15 protein-coding genes, 1 tRNA gene and 1 pseudogene are annotated in these 16,309 nt (G+C 70.6%); 8 read left to right on the plus strand and 9 right to left on the minus strand.

Annotation, left to right across the window (positions count from 1 at the left end):
- Positions 1 to 1,435 (plus strand): response regulator (locus ACWBNA_RS16180; protein WP_482705029.1); only part of this gene is annotated, 1,435 nt, incomplete at its 5' end.
- Positions 1,436 to 1,488: 53 nt separating this feature from the next.
- On the opposite strand, the gene ACWBNA_RS16185 is transcribed toward ACWBNA_RS16180, so the two are convergent.
- Positions 1,489 to 2,067 (minus strand): TetR/AcrR family transcriptional regulator, encoded by a 579-nt coding sequence (locus ACWBNA_RS16185; RefSeq protein WP_482705030.1) that lies wholly within the window; start codon positions 2,065 to 2,067, stop codon positions 1,489 to 1,491.
- Between the two features lie 162 nt (positions 2,068 to 2,229).
- On the opposite strand from ACWBNA_RS16185, the gene ACWBNA_RS16190 reads away from it, so the two are divergent.
- On the plus strand, positions 2,230 to 3,438 hold the full coding sequence (locus tag ACWBNA_RS16190; protein WP_482705031.1) for an MFS transporter: 1,209 nt from the start codon (positions 2,230 to 2,232) through the stop codon (positions 3,436 to 3,438).
- Between the two features lie 80 nt (positions 3,439 to 3,518).
- On the opposite strand, the gene ACWBNA_RS16195 is transcribed toward ACWBNA_RS16190, so the two are convergent.
- From ACWBNA_RS16195 to ACWBNA_RS16220, 6 genes are all read right to left on the minus strand, one after another.
- The gene (locus ACWBNA_RS16195) at positions 3,519 to 5,198 is read right to left on the minus strand and encodes a long-chain fatty acid--CoA ligase (RefSeq protein WP_482705032.1); all 1,680 of its coding nucleotides are present in this window, start codon (positions 5,196 to 5,198) and stop codon (positions 3,519 to 3,521) included.
- A 121-nt stretch (positions 5,199 to 5,319) separates the two neighbouring features.
- Entirely contained in the window at positions 5,320 to 5,877 is a 558-nt protein-coding gene (locus ACWBNA_RS16200) for a SigE family RNA polymerase sigma factor (protein WP_482705033.1), read from the minus strand.
- A 171-nt stretch (positions 5,878 to 6,048) separates the two neighbouring features.
- Positions 6,049 to 7,215 carry a lipid-transfer protein gene (locus ACWBNA_RS16205; RefSeq protein WP_482705034.1) on the minus strand — a complete coding sequence of 389 codons (1,167 nt, stop codon included), beginning with the start codon at positions 7,213 to 7,215 and terminating at the stop codon, positions 6,049 to 6,051.
- Positions 7,212 to 7,607, minus strand: coding sequence for a MaoC family dehydratase (locus ACWBNA_RS16210; protein WP_482705151.1), 396 nt, complete (start codon positions 7,605 to 7,607; stop codon positions 7,212 to 7,214). The genes ACWBNA_RS16205 and ACWBNA_RS16210 overlap by 4 nt, the downstream gene beginning before the upstream one ends.
- A 95-nt stretch (positions 7,608 to 7,702) precedes the next feature.
- Positions 7,703 to 8,677 (minus strand): bifunctional MaoC family dehydratase N-terminal/OB-fold nucleic acid binding domain-containing protein, encoded by a 975-nt coding sequence (locus ACWBNA_RS16215; RefSeq protein ID WP_482705035.1) that lies wholly within the window; start codon positions 8,675 to 8,677, stop codon positions 7,703 to 7,705.
- Between the two features lie 305 nt (positions 8,678 to 8,982).
- Entirely contained in the window at positions 8,983 to 9,297 is a 315-nt protein-coding gene (locus tag ACWBNA_RS16220; RefSeq protein WP_482705036.1) for a hypothetical protein, read from the minus strand.
- Positions 9,298 to 9,654: 357 nt separating this feature from the next.
- Here ACWBNA_RS16220 and ACWBNA_RS16225 point away from each other — a divergent pair, with 357 nt between their 5' ends.
- From ACWBNA_RS16225 to ACWBNA_RS16240, 4 genes and pseudogenes are all read left to right on the plus strand, one after another.
- Entirely contained in the window at positions 9,655 to 10,521 is an 867-nt protein-coding gene (locus ACWBNA_RS16225) for a bifunctional DNA primase/polymerase (protein WP_482705037.1), read from the plus strand.
- Positions 10,522 to 10,691: 170 nt separating this feature from the next.
- Positions 10,692 to 11,122, plus strand: a pseudogene (locus ACWBNA_RS16230) (hypothetical protein).
- A 50-nt stretch (positions 11,123 to 11,172) separates the two neighbouring features.
- Positions 11,173 to 11,694, plus strand: a complete 522-nt coding sequence (locus ACWBNA_RS16235; RefSeq protein WP_482705038.1) for a DinB family protein — start codon at positions 11,173 to 11,175, stop codon at positions 11,692 to 11,694.
- 232 nt (positions 11,695 to 11,926) lie between these two features.
- Positions 11,927 to 12,388, plus strand: coding sequence for a hypothetical protein (locus ACWBNA_RS16240; protein WP_482705039.1), 462 nt, complete (start codon positions 11,927 to 11,929; stop codon positions 12,386 to 12,388).
- Between the two features lie 109 nt (positions 12,389 to 12,497).
- Here the strand turns inward: ACWBNA_RS16240 and ACWBNA_RS16245 are convergent.
- Positions 12,498 to 12,584: transfer RNA gene (locus tag ACWBNA_RS16245), tRNA-Ser, on the minus strand.
- 60 nt (positions 12,585 to 12,644) lie between these two features.
- Positions 12,645 to 14,177 carry a S1C family serine protease gene (locus tag ACWBNA_RS16250; protein ID WP_482705040.1) on the minus strand — a complete coding sequence of 511 codons (1,533 nt, stop codon included), beginning with the start codon at positions 14,175 to 14,177 and terminating at the stop codon, positions 12,645 to 12,647.
- Positions 14,178 to 14,441: 264 nt separating this feature from the next.
- On the opposite strand from ACWBNA_RS16250, the gene ACWBNA_RS16255 reads away from it, so the two are divergent.
- Entirely contained in the window at positions 14,442 to 15,269 is an 828-nt protein-coding gene (locus tag ACWBNA_RS16255) for a glycerophosphodiester phosphodiesterase (RefSeq protein WP_482705041.1), read from the plus strand.
- Positions 15,270 to 15,479: 210 nt separating this feature from the next.
- On the plus strand, positions 15,480 to 16,172 hold the full coding sequence (locus ACWBNA_RS16260; protein WP_482705043.1) for an ATP-binding protein: 693 nt from the start codon (positions 15,480 to 15,482) through the stop codon (positions 16,170 to 16,172).
- Positions 16,173 to 16,309: the final 137 nt, after the last annotated feature.

Consider the following 16,309-nt stretch of genomic DNA (forward strand, 5'->3'; position numbering starts at 1 on the left):
GCCATGGCCCGCCGCCGACGACACCACCGGCGCCGCCATGCCCGTCGTACCGCCGAACGGCGCCGCCGCCGTACCTCCCACCCCGGCAGCCCCGCAGAACCCGCAGGCCCCACAGAACCCGCAACCCCCGCAGCCCCACCCCGGCACCCCCCTCCCCCCGGAGGCCAACGGGAGCAACGCGGCCCTCGTGGCCAACGGACCCACCACTGCCACCGCAGCCCACCACCGTGCCGCCCAACCGCTCCCCGCCGAGGCCGCCTCCGCGCCCGTGGACCCGAACTCCACGCAGGGGCGGGCGATCAGTGTGCGGACGTTGGGGCAGGGTGTGCCGTTCAATCGGCAGGCGGTGCAGGTGCAGCAGGGCTCGGCGGTCGGGCCGCTGCCGTCGGCCACGCCGCCCCCGAACCAGCCGGGCGGTTCCGGCCGGCGCCGCAAGCTCGGTACCCGGCTCGACCCCGCCGCCGCGACGGCGCCCGAGCAGACGGCCCGTCCGCACCCGTCGGCCGAGCAGCCCGCCGTACCGCCGCAACCCCAGTCCCAGCCCTCGCTCGCCGGGCAGTCCCGGCTCGTAGGGGCGACCGAGGGCAACGGGCGGTCGTACGCCATAGGGGCGCCCGACGAGAACGCCGCCGAGGGGCCCGAGCCGCTGGACGGTCCCGGTGGGGCCGTCGAGATCGCGGACACCCCGCGGCCGCAGCCGATGGACGACGAGTTGCCGCCGGAGCCGCTGGACAACCCGCGGCGGCTGCTGGTGTGGCCCGCGCCCGACGTCACGACCCAGCAGGCGCTGAGCGACCGTGGGTACCGGCCGGTCATCGTGCACTCGCGCGAGGAGGTCGACGCGCAGATCGCGGCGTTCCCCGCCGCGCTGTTCGTCGACCCGCTGACCGGGCCGATCACCCGGACCGCGCTGCAGTCGCTGCGGCAGGCCGCCGTTGCCGCGGAGGTGCCGGTCCTGGTGACGGCCGGGCTCGGGCAGGCCTCGCGGGAGGCGGCGTACGGCGCCGATCCCGCCGTACTGCTCAAGGCGCTCGCGCCGCGTGACACCGAACAGCATCCGCCGCGCGTGCTGCTGATCGAGGAGCACGCGGAGATCGCGCTCGCGTTGACCGCGACGCTGGAGCGGCGCGGGATGCAGGTGGCGCGGGCCGCGAGCGACGCGGACGCGGTGACGCTGGCCGGACAGCTCAGGCCGAATCTCGTGGTGATGGACCTGATGCAGGTGCATCCGCGGCGGGCCGGAATCGTGGACTGGCTGCGCGCGAACGGGCAGCTCAACCGCACTCCGCTCGTCGTCTACACGGCCGCCGTCGACCAGGCGGACCTGCCGCGGCTGGCGTCGGGGGAGACGGTGCTCTTCCTTGCCGAGCGGTCCACCAGCAGCGAGGTGCAGGCGCGGATCGTGGATCTGCTGGCCCGGATCGGGACCAACTAGCAGCCCTCCCCGAAGACCCGCGTCACGCGTCACGCGTCACGCGTCACGCGTCGCTAGGGCGCGATCAGCCTGCGTGCCGCCTCCTTGATCGAGGCGCGCAGGCGGGCGCGGTCCGCGTCCTGCGGGCCCGTGAGGATGCGGCGCATCTGCGGGACGGCGGCGGACCAGTTGGCCAGGGCTGTCAGCAGGAAGAGCAGGTCGCGGGGCGGGAAGGCGTCGGTGATGACGCCCCGGGCCTGGCCGTCCTCGATGGCGGCGACCTTGCGGGTGTAGTGGTCCTGGCGCTCGGTCTCGTCGGGCAGTTCGGCGGTGCCGTACTCGATGCCCTCCCAGAAGAGGAGGCGCAGCAGTTCGGGGTGGGCGGCGTGGTAGTCGAGCAGTCGGTCGATCCAGCCCTCGATGTCGTCCGGGTCGACGGGGACGGCGGCGGCGAGGTCGACCATGCGCGTGCTGAGGACCTGCGTGAACAGTTCCGCCTTGTTGCCGAAGTAGGCGTAGATGAGCTGCTTGTTCGCCTTGGCCGCGGCGGCGATGCGGTCGATGCGGGCGCCCGCGATGCCGTGGTGGGCGAACTCGGCGACCGCCGCCTCGTAGATCCGGGCCTTGGTGGCTGCGGGGTCTCTGACTGCCATGGGGGCAGGGTACCGCCGGACACGACCCTTGCAACCAACTGGTTGGTTGACAGGGAATTCGGGTGCGGTCCACACTGTTGGACGTTCCAACCAACCAGTTAGTTGCTAGAGCTGGCTCCAAGAACTCCAAGTGCCAAGGACTCCAAGGAGTACGTCCCCGCCATGCCGACAGCAGTCACCGCCCAGCAGGCCCGCACCCCGACCCGGGAGCCCGGTGTCGCCGCCCGCTTCCTCCTCCCCCTGATCGCCCTCGCCACCGCCGTCACCGCCGCGAACATCTACCTCGCGGCCCCGCTGCTCCCCCTCATCGCCCGCGACTTCGGCTCGACCCCCTCCGCCGTGGCCTGGGTCGCCTCCGTCGCGCAGTTCGGCTACGCCGCCGGCCTCCTCGTCTTCGCCCCCCTCGGCGACAGCGTGAACCGGCGCCGCCTCGTCGCCGTCCTGTCCCTGGTCACCGCCGCGGCGCTGGTCACCGGCGCGACGGCCGCCGGGACCACCGCTCTCGCCGCCGCGGTCCTCGTCGCCTCCGCCGCGACCGTCGTCCCGCAACTCCTCGTCCCGCTGGTCGCCCAGCGCGCCCCCGCCGACCGGCGCGCCCGCCATGTCGCGGCCGTCATCGCGGGCCTGTTCACCGGCGTCGTCGCGGCCCGCGTCCTCGGCGGCCTCGCCGGGCAGGCCTTCGGCTGGCGGACGGTGTTCGTGGGCGCTGCGGTACTGACGGCCGCGCTGGGCCTGCTGACGGCCTACGCCCTGCCCGTCGAGCACCGCGCCCCGCGCACCGGCCCCCTGTTCTCGGGACTCGCCGCCCTGCCGTCCGTCGTCCGCCGCTCTCCCGACCTGTGGCGCGCGTGCGTCCGCCAAGCCGGGATGTACGGCGCCTGGAGCGCCCTGTGGACCTCGCTGGCACTCCTGCTGACGAGCGAGGACGCGGCGGGCTACGGCCTCTCGACCGCGACAGCCGGCCTCTTCGGCCTCTTCGGCCTGTCGGCGAGCGTGGTCGCGCCCCTGGCCGGCGGCCTCGTCGACCGCTTCGGTGCCACCAAGGTCGTGCGGTCCGCGTATCTCCTCGCCGCCGCGTCCGTACCGCTGTTCTGGCTGGGCGGGCACGTGATGGTGTCGTTGTTCGTGGCCGCGATCGCCGTTCACGCGGCCCTGGTGGCCTCCCACGTCGCCAACCAGACCCTCGCCCTCACCACCACCTCCACCCCGGCCACCGCCAACACCGCCTACGTCGTGGCCGGCTTCGCCGGCGGCGCCATCGCCTCGGCCCTGGCCGGCTCGGCGTTCACCCACTTCGGGTGGGGCGGGGTGTGCGCGGTGGCGGGTGTGTGGCTGGCGCTGGGATGGGCCACTACGGCCGCACGACGGTGATGAGGTCGGTGTCGACTCACGGCGGGCAGGCACCCTTGGGCAGCCTGCCCGCCGCATGACGGACCGGTACTGCGCCGGGGCTAGAGCTTGGTGACGTCCAGCTCGCCCTCCGCGTACTGCCTGCGCAGCACCTTCTTGTCGAACTTGCCGACGCTCGTCTTCGGCACCGTCTCGACGATCGACCAGCGTTCCGGAAGCTGCCACTTGGCGATGTGGCCCTCGTCGGCGAGGAAGGCGCGCAGCGTCTCGAAGTCGGCGGTGGAACCCTCCTTGAGGACGACCGTGGCCAGCGGGCGCTCGCCCCACTTGTCGTCGGGGACGGCGACGACGGCCGCCTCGGCGACGTCCGGGTGGGACATCAGCGCGTTCTCCAGCTCCACCGACGAGATCCACTCGCCGCCGGACTTGATGACGTCCTTGGCGCGGTCGGTGAGGGTGAGGAACCCGTCCGCGCTGATGGTGCCGACGTCACCGGTCTTGAGCCAGCCGTCCTCGCTGAACTTGTCGGCGGGGCGCAGCGGTTCGGCGTCGGAGCCGTTGTAGTAGGCGCCGGCGATCCAGGCCCCGCGCACCTCCAGCTCGCCGGCCGACTCGCCGTCCCAGGGCAGGCGTTCGCCACCGGGGCCGGTGAGGCGGGCCTCGACACCTGCCGGGAAACGGCCCTGGGTCAGGCGGTACGCGAACTCCTGCTCGGTGCCCACCACATGGGCCGGCGGGCGGGCGATCGTGCCGAGCGGGGACGTCTCCGTCATGCCCCAGGCGTGGCAGACCCGCATGCCCAGCTTGTCGAACGCCTCCATCAGCGAGGGCGGGCACGCGGAGCCGCCGATGGTGACCTGGGTGAGGGAGGAGACGTCACGCGGCTTGGCGGTCAGCTCGGCGAGCAGGCCCTGCCAGATGGTGGGCACGGCGGCCGCGTGCGTCGGCTTCTCGGACTCGATCATGTCGGCGAGCGGGGCCGGCTGGAGGAACCGGTCCGGCATCAGCATGTTCACGCCGGTCATGAAGGTCGCGTGCGGCAGCCCCCAGGCGTTGACGTGGAACTGCGGGACCACGACGAGCGAGGTGTCCTGGTCCGTCAGGCCCATCGACTGGGCCATGTTGACCTGCATGGAGTGCAGGTAGATCGAACGGTGGCTGTACACCACGCCCTTGGGGTCACCCGTCGTGCCGGAGGTGTAACACATCGCGGCAGCCTGGCGTTCGTCCAGCTCCGGCCAGTCGTACGTGGTCGGCTTCCCGGCGATGAGCTCCTCGTACTCGTGCACCTGGACGGCGTCGGCGCCCGCGAGCAGCGAACGGTCGCCCGGACCCGACACCACCACGTGCTCCACCGTCTTGAGGTGCGGAAGCAGCGGGGCGAGCAGCGGCAGCAGCGAACCGTTGGCGATCACGACCCGGTCGGCCGCGTGGTTCACGATCCACACCAGCTGCTCGGCGGGGAGACGGAGGTTGAGGGTGTGCAGGATTGCGCCCATGGAGGGGATCGCGAAGTAGGCCTCGACGTGCTCGGCGTTGTTCCAGGCAAGCGTCGCCACCCGCTCGTCGCCCGCGACTCCGAGGTCTTCCCGCAGTGCGTGTGCCAGCTGGGCCGCGCGGTCGCCGATCTCGGCGAAGGAGCGCCGGTGCGGCTCACCCTCACCGGTCCATGTGATCACCTGTGATGTGCCGTGGATCGTCGACCCGTGGGCCAGGATCCTCGAGATCAGCAGCGGTACGTCCTGCATCGTGCTCAGCACGGTGTCCTCCCGGGGCGACATTGCCTAGGCGGTGGTAAGGGCTGCGCAAAGTCTGCGCGCATACCGCGCGGTATGTCACTAGGAAAGCGTGATCGATCAGGTCACGTTGCGGTCGACGTGTGAAGACGGTACTGGTCCGGCACTACCGGGCCAGCACCAGCTCGGGGTCCTCGCGCAGCTTGCCCAGCGCCCGGGACACCGCCGACTTCACCGTACCCACGGACACCCCGAGCACCTCGGCCGTCTGCACCTCGCTGAGGTCCTCGTAGTACCTGAGGACGACCATCGCCCGCTGCCGGGCGGGCAGCTTCATGATCGCCCGCCACATCGCGTCGTGCAGCGCCTGGTGCTCGGCCGGGTCGTCACCGGCGGGCGCCGCCTCCGGCTCGGGCAGTTCCTCGCACGCGAACTCGTCGACCTTGCGCTTGCGCCACTGCGACGTCCGCGTGTTCAGCAGCGCCCGGCGCACATAGCCGTCCACGGCACGGTGGTCCTCGATCCGCTCCCAGGCGACATACGTCTTGGTCAGAGCGGTCTGCAGCAGATCCTCCGCGTCGCTCGGGTTCGCGGTCAGCGACCGGGCGGTACGCAGTAGCACCGGCTGGCGGGCCTTCACGTACGACGAGAACGAGGGGTACGGAAGGGTCTGCGTCGCCGGCGTGGCGGCCTTCGAAGCGCTGGTGCAGACGGGTGTGGTCATGGCTCCACGCTATGAGCGAGGGCGCCTTGCGCTCATCGGCCGCAGGTCCCGAAGACGAGTCCGCCTCAGGTTGTAGGGGTGGTGCTGGCTCCACCTCCTGAAGGTGGACGAGCGGGCTCGGCCTACTGCGGGTTTACCCCTGGGGGTGGGTGCACACCTCCCCGTGCCGGTTCATCCGTCGGCGGTAAGCACCAGACCCGACGTCGGCACCCCCGTCCCCGCCGTCACCAGGATCCGCTCGGCGCCCGGTATCTGGTTCACCGCCGTGCCCCGCAGCTGCCGCACTCCCTCCGCTATGCCGTTCATACCGTGCAGATACGCCTCCCCGAGCTGTCCGCCGTGGGTGTTGAGGGGCAACTCGGCCCGTCGCACGAAGTCCGCCGCTTCCCCCTTCGTACAGAACCCGAACTCCTCCAACTGCATCAGCACGAACGGTGTGAAGTGGTCGTACAGGATCCCCACGTCGATGTCGGCGGGGCCGCATCCGGAGGTCCGCCAGAGCTGGCGGGCCACCACACTCATCTCCGGCAGGCCGGTCAGGTCGTCGCGGTAGAAGCTGGTCATCTGTTCCTGCGCCCGGCCCGCGCCCTGGGCGGCCGCCGCGACGACGGCGGGCGGATGGGGCAGGTCGCGGGCCCGCTCCGCCGAGGTGACGACGAGCGCCTGGCCGCCGTCGGTCTCCTGGCAGCAGTCAAGCAGCCGCAGCGGTTCGACGATCCAGCGGGAGGCCGCGTGGTCGGCGAGGGTGATGGGCCGGCCGTGGAAGTACGCCGCCGGGTTGGTCGCCGCGTGCCCCCGGTCCACCACGGCCACGTGTCCGAAGGCCTCCGGGGTCAAGCCGTATGTGTGCAGATACCGCTGTGCCGCCATCGCCACCCATGACGCCGGGGTGAGCAGCCCGAAGGGAAGGGACCAGCCGAGCGCCACCCCCTCGGCCGACGGCTCCCGGTGCTGCACGCCCGAGCCGAATCTCCGCCCCGACCGCTCGTTGAAGGCGCGGTAGCAGACCACCACCTCGGCCACGCCCGCGGCGATGGCCAGTGCCGCCTGCTGGACGGTCGCGCAGGCGGCGCCGCCGCCGTAGTGGACGCGGGAGAAGAAGGACAGCTCGCCCATCCCGCAGGCCTGGGCCACGGTGATCTCCGGGCTGGTGTCCATCGTGAACGTGACCATCCCGTCCACGTCGGCCGGCCGCAGCCCGGCGTCGTCGAGTGCCGCCCGCACCGCCTCCGCCGCGAGGCGCAGTTCGCTGCGGCCCGAGTCCTTGGAGAACTCCGTCGCCCCGATGCCGACGATCGCCGCCCGTCCGCCGAGGGTGTCGCGGGTGCGTACGCTCATCCCGCCTCCCCCACCGGTACGGTGACCGTCACGCTGCCGGTCACGTGTCTGCCGATGGCGTTGGTCCCGACAACGCGGACGATCGCGGTGTCTTCGGTCACGTCCTCGATCGTGCCCGTCAACACCATCGTGTCACCCGGGTAGTTGGGGGCACCGAGTCTGATGGCCACCCTGCGGAGTGTGGCCCCTGGGCCGAAGTGGTCCGTGATGTACCTCCCCACCAGGCCGTTCGTCGTCAGGATGTTCATGAAGATGTCGGGCGAGCCCTTCTGCCGGGCCAGTTCGGCGTCGTGGTGGACGTCCTGGTAGTCGCGCGAGGCGATGGCTCCGGCGACGACGAGGGTGCGGGTGATCGGGATTCGAAGCGGCGGGAGTTCGTCACCGCGTTTCATGGATTCCATGAGTGCCATGGAATCCATGGGTGTCACGGGCTTCATGGGTGTCATCGGTGTCACGGGCTTCATGGGTGTCATCGGTGTCACGGGTTTCATGAAATCTCCTCCCGGACGCGGAAGACTGGCAGCACCAACTCCTCGTCGCACTGCTGGAATTCGAGCCGGACCGGCTGGCCGATCCGCACGTCGTCGTGCGGCACCCCGACCACGTTGCTGATCATTCGGACGCCCTCCGCCAGCTCTATGAGGGCGACCGCATACGGAGGATCGAAGGCGGGGAAGGGCGGGTGATGCAGGACGACGAACGAATAGACCGTCCCCTCGCCGCTCGCTTCGAGCGTGTCCCACTCCGGGCAGCCGCAACTGTTGCAGCCGGGCAGCCAGGGGTGGCGCAGGGTGCCACAGCCGGTGCAGCGCTGGATCAGCAGCCGGTGCCGCCGGACGCCCTCCCAGAAGCCGGAGTTGTCGCGGTTCACGACGGGACGAGGGCGCGGTGGTTTCTCCCGTCGGCTTGCCGGGGCGTACTTGAGGATGCGGAAGCGGTGGGTGCCGACGAGGTCCTCGCCCACTGTGACGTCCATACGGGTCGTCACGAAGTACCCGGTGCCGAGCTTGGTCGTCTTGCGCTCCGACACCGACTCGATCACCGCGTCGAAGGTGACCTCGTCGCCGGGCCGCAGCGCTCTCACGTACTCCTGCTCGCAGTCGGTGGCGACGACCGAGGTGCAGCCCGCCTCGTCGAGAAGGGCGAGGAGTTCGTCGTACGCCTCCGTCCTGCCGACGTGGCCGCTGTGGCCGGAGAGGCCGCCCATGGTCCACACCTGGAGCATGGTGGGCGGGGCGATGGCGTCCGGGCCCGCATACGCCGGGTTGGTGTCCCCCATCGCCTCGCACCAGTGCCGGATCATGGGCGCGTTGACAGGGTCCTTGCCGAGGCCGGCGACCGCGGAGGGCTTTCCCTCATAGGCCTTCAGCCGTTTCTCCAGGTCACGCGGGTCGCCTGGGTGGCCCGGGTGGTCCAGGTGGCCCACCGCGTGATCGCTCACCCCCTGCTCGCTGTGCACCATCGCCCCCTCGTCATCTCGTGCCGCAATGCGTTGACACTTCTGGTACACCGCAGCCGCCGGGTCGGTTCCCACTGATTTCACGAAGATTTCTGACTGTCCGTCAGGTAGAACTGAGTGTCAAGGGCCGTCGAGGGCCGTCAAGGGCTGTTGGGGCCGTCAAGGGGCGTCAAGGCCGGTGGTCCGCTGGTGAAAACGCCTGCGCGGCGATGCCGTGGCACCGCCGTGCAGACGCTTTTCATCCCCCCACAGAGCACCCCGTGCACGGAGGATCGGAGAGCCGTCGCCGACGCAGCGGCTCCCTCAGATCACCACCACAGCGGGGTGAAGTTGACGGACGTGTTGTTGCCCCCCTGGTTGACGGCGGTGAACGCGGAGGCGTTGACCTGGGCGGTGTTGCTCTGGTTCGAGGCTCCGAAGCCGATCGCCTGCTGCTGTGTGGTGGACGAGTTGCCGTGGTTGTCGAGCCCGGTGCCGCTGCCGTCGACGGTCGCCACGCCCGCGTTCGATCCGTCGTCCGCGAAGGCACCGTTGTCCGCCGTCGCGACGCCGGTGAAGAGCGCGGCAGCGAGCGGGAGGGCGGAGACGGCGGCGATGACGCGGGCGGTACGGATGCTTGCCAAGTTGTTCCTCCAGAACAGTGCACGTACCGGCTGCAGAGCCGGTCCTACGTGAAGTACGGCTTTCGCCAGGGCAGTTGGCCGACCGCCCCGGTGCTGGTGCACGACGTCGCGAGATCAGAGTTGCTCACCGAAACCCCGGCGAATCACCTCGGAAGCCGTGATTCGCCCTCAAGTGTGATGACATGTCAATAAACTCTGCTCGTTACGTTCCGCCCAAATACGGGAGAAGTGCATACACACCACCCAAGCCCGGCAAGAGGGGAAGCGTTCCCACACACTTCCAGCCAATCCGCCCCGCTCGGCTCGCCGAACCCGCACCCCCTTCCCTTTTTCGAACACACGTACGAACATAGACGTATGGCCACCACCGACCGGCAGGCCACGACGCTGGCCCTCGCACACGCCCTGTCAGCCGCCGAACGCGGACTGGCCGTCATCCCCCTGTCCCGGACGAAGCTCCCGGCCCTGCGCTCCCCCCACCGCGACGACCCCACGGTCCCGCTCTGCCACGGCGAGTGCGGCCGCCTCGGCCACGGGGTCTACGACGCCGCCACCGACCCGGCACGCATCCGCGAACTGTTCGCCGCCGCGCCCTGGGCGACCGGCTACGGCATCGCCTGCGGCCTCCCGCCCCACCATCTGATCGGCGTCGACCTCGACATCAAGTCCGACACCGACTCCTCGGCCGCCCTGCGCGAACTGGCCCTTCGCCACCTGTTCACGATCCCCGACACCGTCGTCGTCCTGACCCCCAGCGGCGGCCGCCACCTCTGGCTGAGCGGCCCGCCCGACGTCGTCGTCCCCAACTCGGCCGGCCGGCTCGCTCCCGGCATCGACATCCGGGGCGCCGGCGGCTACCTCGTGGGCCCCGGCTCTCGCACCGACCACGGCGCGTACGCCACCGCCCCCGGCACCGCCCACCTCGCGCCCGCGGCCTGCCCGCCCGCGCTGCTCCGCCTCCTGCTCCCGCCACCCCGCAGCCCTCACCCCACGCCCCCGTCGACCGGCGGGCACGGCCAGGGCCTCGTCCAGTTCGTGCTCGCCGCCCACGAGGGCCAGCGCAACACCCGCCTGTTCTGGGCCGCCTGCCGCGCCTACGAGGACGGCATCGGCCCCGCCCTCGTCGACCCGTTGGTCGACGCGGCCCTGAACACCGGCCTCGGCGAACGCGAGGCCCGCGCGACGATCGCGTCGGCGGCACGGATGACGGGGCACCAGCCGTAACGGACAGGGCGCACGCGTAGCCGGCGAAATCCTCAGGGCCAAGGGGGAACCATTTTCAGAACCGTCTTCAGGACCAAGGGAACCGGAATTCACGGGAGACCGGAATTCACGGAGACCAAAATGCACGGGAGCACGGGAGCACGATGCACGACCGCCCTAGAGTGCCGACCATGTCCCTGACCCGCGTGGTCCTCACCTCCGGCCGCTCCCTCGACCTCTCCGAGCTACAGCTGTCCTCGACGTACGGCGGGATGCTGGAGGGCTACCCGTGCAAACCGCTCAACGAGATGAGGATCAAGGGCCTCCTGCGGGCCGCCGAGCGCACCTTCCCCACCACACCCGTGCACCTCGTCCCGCCCCGCGCGAGTACCCCGACCAGTACGCCGGAGGCTTCGGCCCGGTGGAGGTCCTGCCCTCCGTGGCGTGCGTCGGCTCCTTCCGCTCCGCCGCCCTGCACCCGGACCACGACCCGATCCTGTACCGCTCCGCGCTCACGGTCGTCTGGTTCCAGCCCACCACACAGGTGCCGTCGGGCTGCGACGCGGAGACCACGCTGCGGGACATCGCGTGGGACGAGCTGGCGCGGGACTACGAGCTGTAGCCCCGGAAATCCCGTATCCCGCCGGGCTGCCGGTGTGCCAGTGTCGCCCGGTGACCGTTTCCCCATCCGACCTGCTGCGCCGCCAGTTCGACCTCACCTGGTCGCTGTTCGAATACCATCTCGACCGGCTCGAACCCGAGGACTTCCTGTGGGAACCGGTGCCCCACTGCTGGACGGTACGCAGGACTCCCGACGGCACCTGGCGGCCGGACTGGGCGGACACCGAGCCCGACCCGGTCCCCGTGCCGACCATCGCCTGGCTGAGCTGGCACATCGGCTGGTGGTGGGGCCTCACACTCGACCACGTGGAAGGCCGCCCGCCCCGCGCCCGAACCGACGTCACCTGGCCCGGCGCCGGAAGACCCACGGTCGAATGGCTCCGCGACCTCCGCACCGCCTGGCTGACCGCCCTGGCCCGCCTCACCGACACCGACCTGTCCGCCACAGCCCCCTTCCCCTGGCAGGACGACCCCGAGCACACGATCGCCGACATGCTCGCCTGGGCGAACGCCGAGCTGATGAAGAACGCGGCGGAGATCGGTCAGTTGCGGTTGTTGCGGGCGGCGTCGTAGGCAGCGGGTCACGCGCGAAGGGGCGCCCCGGACAGAAGCCGCGTGACGTGCAGCGACGGAGCAGCGTTGACCAGGAGATTCATCGCCAGCCCAACTCCTCCCAGACCGTCCTGGCCAAAGAATAGTCATTCGGCGGCACTCGGCCTGCCTGCGTGACAGACAGGCCTCACCCCCGTTACTTGATCACCGGACTGGGGTAGAGCCCGGGTACTTGCGACTCGGGGGGGCCGAGGTGGCCGACATCTTCGGTGTGGTTGCGTCGATCGGCGTGGTCGCGTCATTGCTGATCTCGGCATGGCAGACGCGGGAGCTGGCTCGACAATCAGCGATCAACAACGGCATCGCTGGTGCGGCCGCGATTCACCACGGGATGGAACGGCTGCACCACATTGAGAGCTTCATCGCAGCAGACCCCGAGCTGCACACCTATCTCTACGGCCGCGCTGATCTTCCCGCACAGGAGGATGTCCGTGTCCGTGTTCTCACTCTCACGCGCATGCTTGCCGACACGGTGAACTACGGCCTCCTGATCACTGCGCTCAATCCGGAAATGAAGAGCTACGACGGGTGGAAGGGGTTCGCCCTCGAATTGCGTGCTACTTCGCCTGTGCTGGTCCAAGTGGTGAACGAACACCCGGATTGGTGGCCGGGGCTCTCCGGATACTGGGCAGCCAACGCGGATGTCAGCGGCTGACTCATCCGAAGTGACATGGGCGAGGCGGGGTGAGACAGGCTGCAACGTCAGAGGGGGCGCCCCATAACCGGGGGCGCCCCCTCTGACCAGCACCTACGCTGACCTGCTGCGGTGGGTGTGGGATTTGAACCCACGGTGACATCGCTGCCACGACGGTTTTCAAGACCGTTCCCTTAGGCCGCTCGGGCAACCCACCCCGCGCCGCCGCCACCGGCAGCGCGGGACAAGAGTAACGGTTGGTGCGGGGCGGTGTGGGTCAGCTGTCGCCCGTGCGGGAGCCGAGGGTGAGTTCGACCGTGTGGGTCTTGCCGCCTCGTTCGTAGGTGATGGTGACCTTGTCGCCGGGCTGGTGGGTCCAGATCTCGCCGATGAGGGTGGGGCCGGAGTCGATCACTCGGTCGTCGAGCTTGGTGATGACGTCGCCGGCCTTGAGGCCGGCCTTGGCGGCGGGGCCGCCCGACTCGACCGGGTCGGAGCCGCTGGCGCCCTGTTCGGTGATCTGGGCGCCGCCGGTGCCGTCCTCCAGGGAGACGGACGCGCCGATCTTGGCGTAGACGGGCTTGCCGGTCTTGATCAGCTGCTGGGCGACGTACTTGGCCTGGTTGATCGGGATGGCGAAGCCGAGGCCGATCGAGCCGGACTGGCTGGTGCCGCCGAGGCCGCCGCTGCTGCTGGACTGGATCGCGGAGTTGATGCCGATGACGTTGCCCTGCGCGTCGAGGAGCGGGCCTCCGGAGTTGCCGGGGTTGATCGAGGCGTCGGTCTGCAGGGCGCTCATGTAGGACGCGTTGCTGCCGGTGCCGTCGCTGGAGGCGACCGGGCGGTTCTTCGCGCTGATGATGCCCGTCGTGACCGTGTTGGAGAGGCCGAAGGGGGCGCCGATCGCGATCGTCGAGTCGCCGACCGCGACCTTTTCCGAGTCGCCGAGGGTGAGGGGCTTGAGGTCGGAGGGGGCGTTCTTGAGCTTGATGACCGCCACGTCGTAGCCCTGGGCGTGGCCCACGACCTCCGCGTCGTACTTCTTGCCGCTCGGGAAGGTCGCCGTGAGCTTGCCGCCGTCGACCGCGTCGGCCACCACGTGGTTGTTGGTGACGATGTGGCCCTCGGTGTCGAAGACGAATCCGGTGCCGGTGCCGCCCTCGCCGCTGGTGGACTCGGCCTCGATGGTGACGGTGCTGGGCAGCGCCTTGGCGGCGACGCCGGCCACCGTGCCCGGGTCGCGCTTGACGGAGCCGCCGCTGTCGGAGGCGGAGACGGTGGTGGAGGAGCTGTTGTCGTCGTTCTTGGCCAGGGTGTAGCCGAGACCGCCGCCCAGGCCACCCGCGACCAGCGCGGCCACCAGGACGGCGGCGACGAGGCCACCGCGCCCGCTGCGGGGCTTCGGCGCGGGCTGCTGATAGGCGGCGCCCCAGCCTGCTCCCGCGCCGCCGGAGCCGTCGCCTGAGCCGCCGTCCGAGTACCCCGAGTACGGGGAGCCACTGGAACCGGCATCGGCGTACGACTGGGTGGCCGGGGGCGGCGGGGGCGGCCAGGCACCCTGCGGTGCGGGGCCTTCCTGAGGAGTGCCGCCGGGGCCGGTCGCGGCGTAGGCGGGGGCGTGGCCCGCGTGCACCAGCTGCTGCTCCTGGTCGCCGGAGGCGCTCGGCGACGTCGGCGGATGCGGAGTCGTCGGGGCGCCCGTGCCGGGAGCGGCGGGCTCCTGGGGCGCCGAAGCAGCGGGAGCATCCACCGGCACGGGGGGTGCGGACGGGGCGGGGGGTACCGCGGTGCCCTCGTTCTCGGTGCTCACAGCTTCTCTCCTCGGTCCACGGCTGTCGTTGTCGGTCGCACTCGGGTCACGCGCTTCACGCTTCGCGTTGGTCGACGGTCCGGCGCGATGCAGCTGTGCGTGTGTTTTTGTATGCCGTCAGCTTTTCCCACAGGCCGTCAGAGCACCATAAGCGGTGCCTGTGGGTCTGCGGCCATTCCTTATATAGGGCATGTAGGACATATGGGCCGCAATCCCAAGGCCTCCGTTCGCACGCGTACCCCCGTGCGGTGGCACCATGACGCCGTGACCCACGTACGACAGCACCGGATTCAGGTCGTCGCCCACCGCGGAGCCTCGGAGGAGGCCCCCGAGCACACGCTGGCCGCGTACCGGAAGGCGATCGAGGACGGCGCCGACGCCCTCGAATGCGATGTCCGGCTGACCGCGGACGGCCATCTCGTCTGCGTCCACGACCGTCGCGTCAACCGTACGTCCAACGGCCGCGGAGCGGTCTCCGCCCTGGAGCTCGCCGATCTCGCGGCCCTGGACTTCGGCTCCCGCAAGACCCGCGACTTCTGGCGCACGCGCGACGAGGAGCCCGACTGGGAGTTCCGCCCCGAGGACCGCGAGGACACCTCCGTGCTCACCCTGGAGCGGCTGCTGGAGCTCGTCGCCGACGCGGGGCGCCGGGTGGAGCTGGCGATCGAGACCAAACACCCGACGCGGTGGGCGGGGCAGGTCGAGGAGCGGCTGCTGGTGCTGCTGAAGCGGTTCGGCCTGGACGCTCCGGCGTCCGCGGCCGAGTCGCCGGTGCGGGTCATGAGCTTCTCGGCGCGCTCGCTGCACCGGGTGCGGGGCGCCTCGCCGATGCTGCCGACGGTCTACCTGATGCAGTTCGTCTCGCCCCGGCTGCGTGACGGCAGGCTGCCGGTGGGCGTGCGGATCGCGGGCCCGTCGATGCGGATCGTGCGCAATCACCCGGCGTACATCGAGCGTCTGAAGGGAGCCGGTCACCAGGTGCACGTGTGGACGGTGAACGAGCTCGAGGACGTCGACCTCTGTGCCGACCTGGGCGTCGACGCCATCATCACCAACCGTCCGCGCGCGGTGCTGGACCGGCTCGGCCGCTGACGCACACGCGCGTGACTCACGACTCTCGACCCGCGGGACGCATGACCCTCGACACCCGCGGGACGCACGACCTCGACCGCATGTGATGCACGACTCTTGACCCGGCGGCCCCACCGGCCCCATCCTCCGTTCCCGGCCACACCGTCGAAATCCAGCCAGACGGCTACGGGGAGTGCTCCGGCGCGTTCGGTCCGTGTTCGATCGTTGCGAATGCGTCTCCGGACGTGGATTGGCCGGTTTCCGGTACAGGCCAATGGGGCATCCACACCGTGGCGTGGGGCAAAGGAGGTCTCGGGGGTGGCGTTGGTGGTGGCACAGGAGGTGCCCACGTCGTCGAGCATGGCCGTACCCCATGGCCCTGCGGGCGTGGGCAAGGCACGACACCGTATGCGCACCCAGTTGCGCAGGGGCGGTGTGTCGGAAACGGTCATCGACGACGCCGTGCTGATTCTTTCCGAACTCTTGAGCAACGCGTGCAAGCACGGTCGGCCTCTGGGCGACGCCCTGCCCGGCGACGGCGACGTCCGGGCCGCATGGCGGGTGGACACGGGCGGCAGACTCACGGTCGAGGTGACGGACGGCGGCGGGCCCACCCGCCCGGCTCCGGCCACGCCCTCGGTCACCGCGCACGGCGGCCGCGGACTCAACATCATCACGGCGCTGGCCGACGACTGGGGCGTACGGGACGACACCCGCGGCGAGATCACGGTGTGGGTCGTCGTCCACGTCGATGTGCACGATCCGGACGCCGGACACCGACGGGACGACTTCGTCCCGCGTTCCCCCGCTCGCGACTTCGCCCGAGCAGGAGGGGCCGCCGAGCCCTCCAGAGCACCGTCGGTCTCGGCGATACCCGAGATGGCCGAGCTGAACTTCGCGGACGCCTTCGACGACCTGGACTGAAAACGACCTGGACTGAGACGACCTGGACCGAACGGCCGGTCCCGCAGGTCCGGCGCGTTGTCGCACAGGCCGGCGCCAGCCGGGCCGCCACGCCGGATTCGTCCGGCAACCGCACGGGCCGGCGGGTCCCGTTGTCC

The organism is Streptomyces sp. Q2 (assembly GCF_056820935.1).

What these genes read in the sequence shown, in the direction of transcription:
- ACWBNA_RS16185 (WP_482705030.1), bottom strand. Translation starts at nt 2,067, where the DNA reads ATGGCAGTCAGAGACCCCGCAGCCACCAAGGCCCGGATCTACGAGGCG.
- ACWBNA_RS16190 (WP_482705031.1), top strand. Translation starts at nt 2,230, where the DNA reads ATGCCGACAGCAGTCACCGCCCAGCAGGCCCGCACCCCGACCCGGGAG.
- ACWBNA_RS16195 (WP_482705032.1), bottom strand. Translation starts at nt 5,198, where the DNA reads ATGTCGCCCCGGGAGGACACCGTGCTGAGCACGATGCAGGACGTACCG.
- ACWBNA_RS16200 (WP_482705033.1), bottom strand. Translation starts at nt 5,877, where the DNA reads ATGACCACACCCGTCTGCACCAGCGCTTCGAAGGCCGCCACGCCGGCG.
- ACWBNA_RS16205 (WP_482705034.1), bottom strand. Translation starts at nt 7,215, where the DNA reads ATGAGCGTACGCACCCGCGACACCCTCGGCGGACGGGCGGCGATCGTC.
- ACWBNA_RS16210 (WP_482705151.1), bottom strand. Translation starts at nt 7,607, where the DNA reads ATGAAACGCGGTGACGAACTCCCGCCGCTTCGAATCCCGATCACCCGC.
- ACWBNA_RS16215 (WP_482705035.1), bottom strand. Translation starts at nt 8,677, where the DNA reads ATGGTGCACAGCGAGCAGGGGGTGAGCGATCACGCGGTGGGCCACCTG.
- ACWBNA_RS16225 (WP_482705037.1), top strand. Translation starts at nt 9,655, where the DNA reads ATGGCCACCACCGACCGGCAGGCCACGACGCTGGCCCTCGCACACGCC.
- ACWBNA_RS16260 (WP_482705043.1), top strand. Translation starts at nt 15,480, where the DNA reads ATGCGTCTCCGGACGTGGATTGGCCGGTTTCCGGTACAGGCCAATGGG.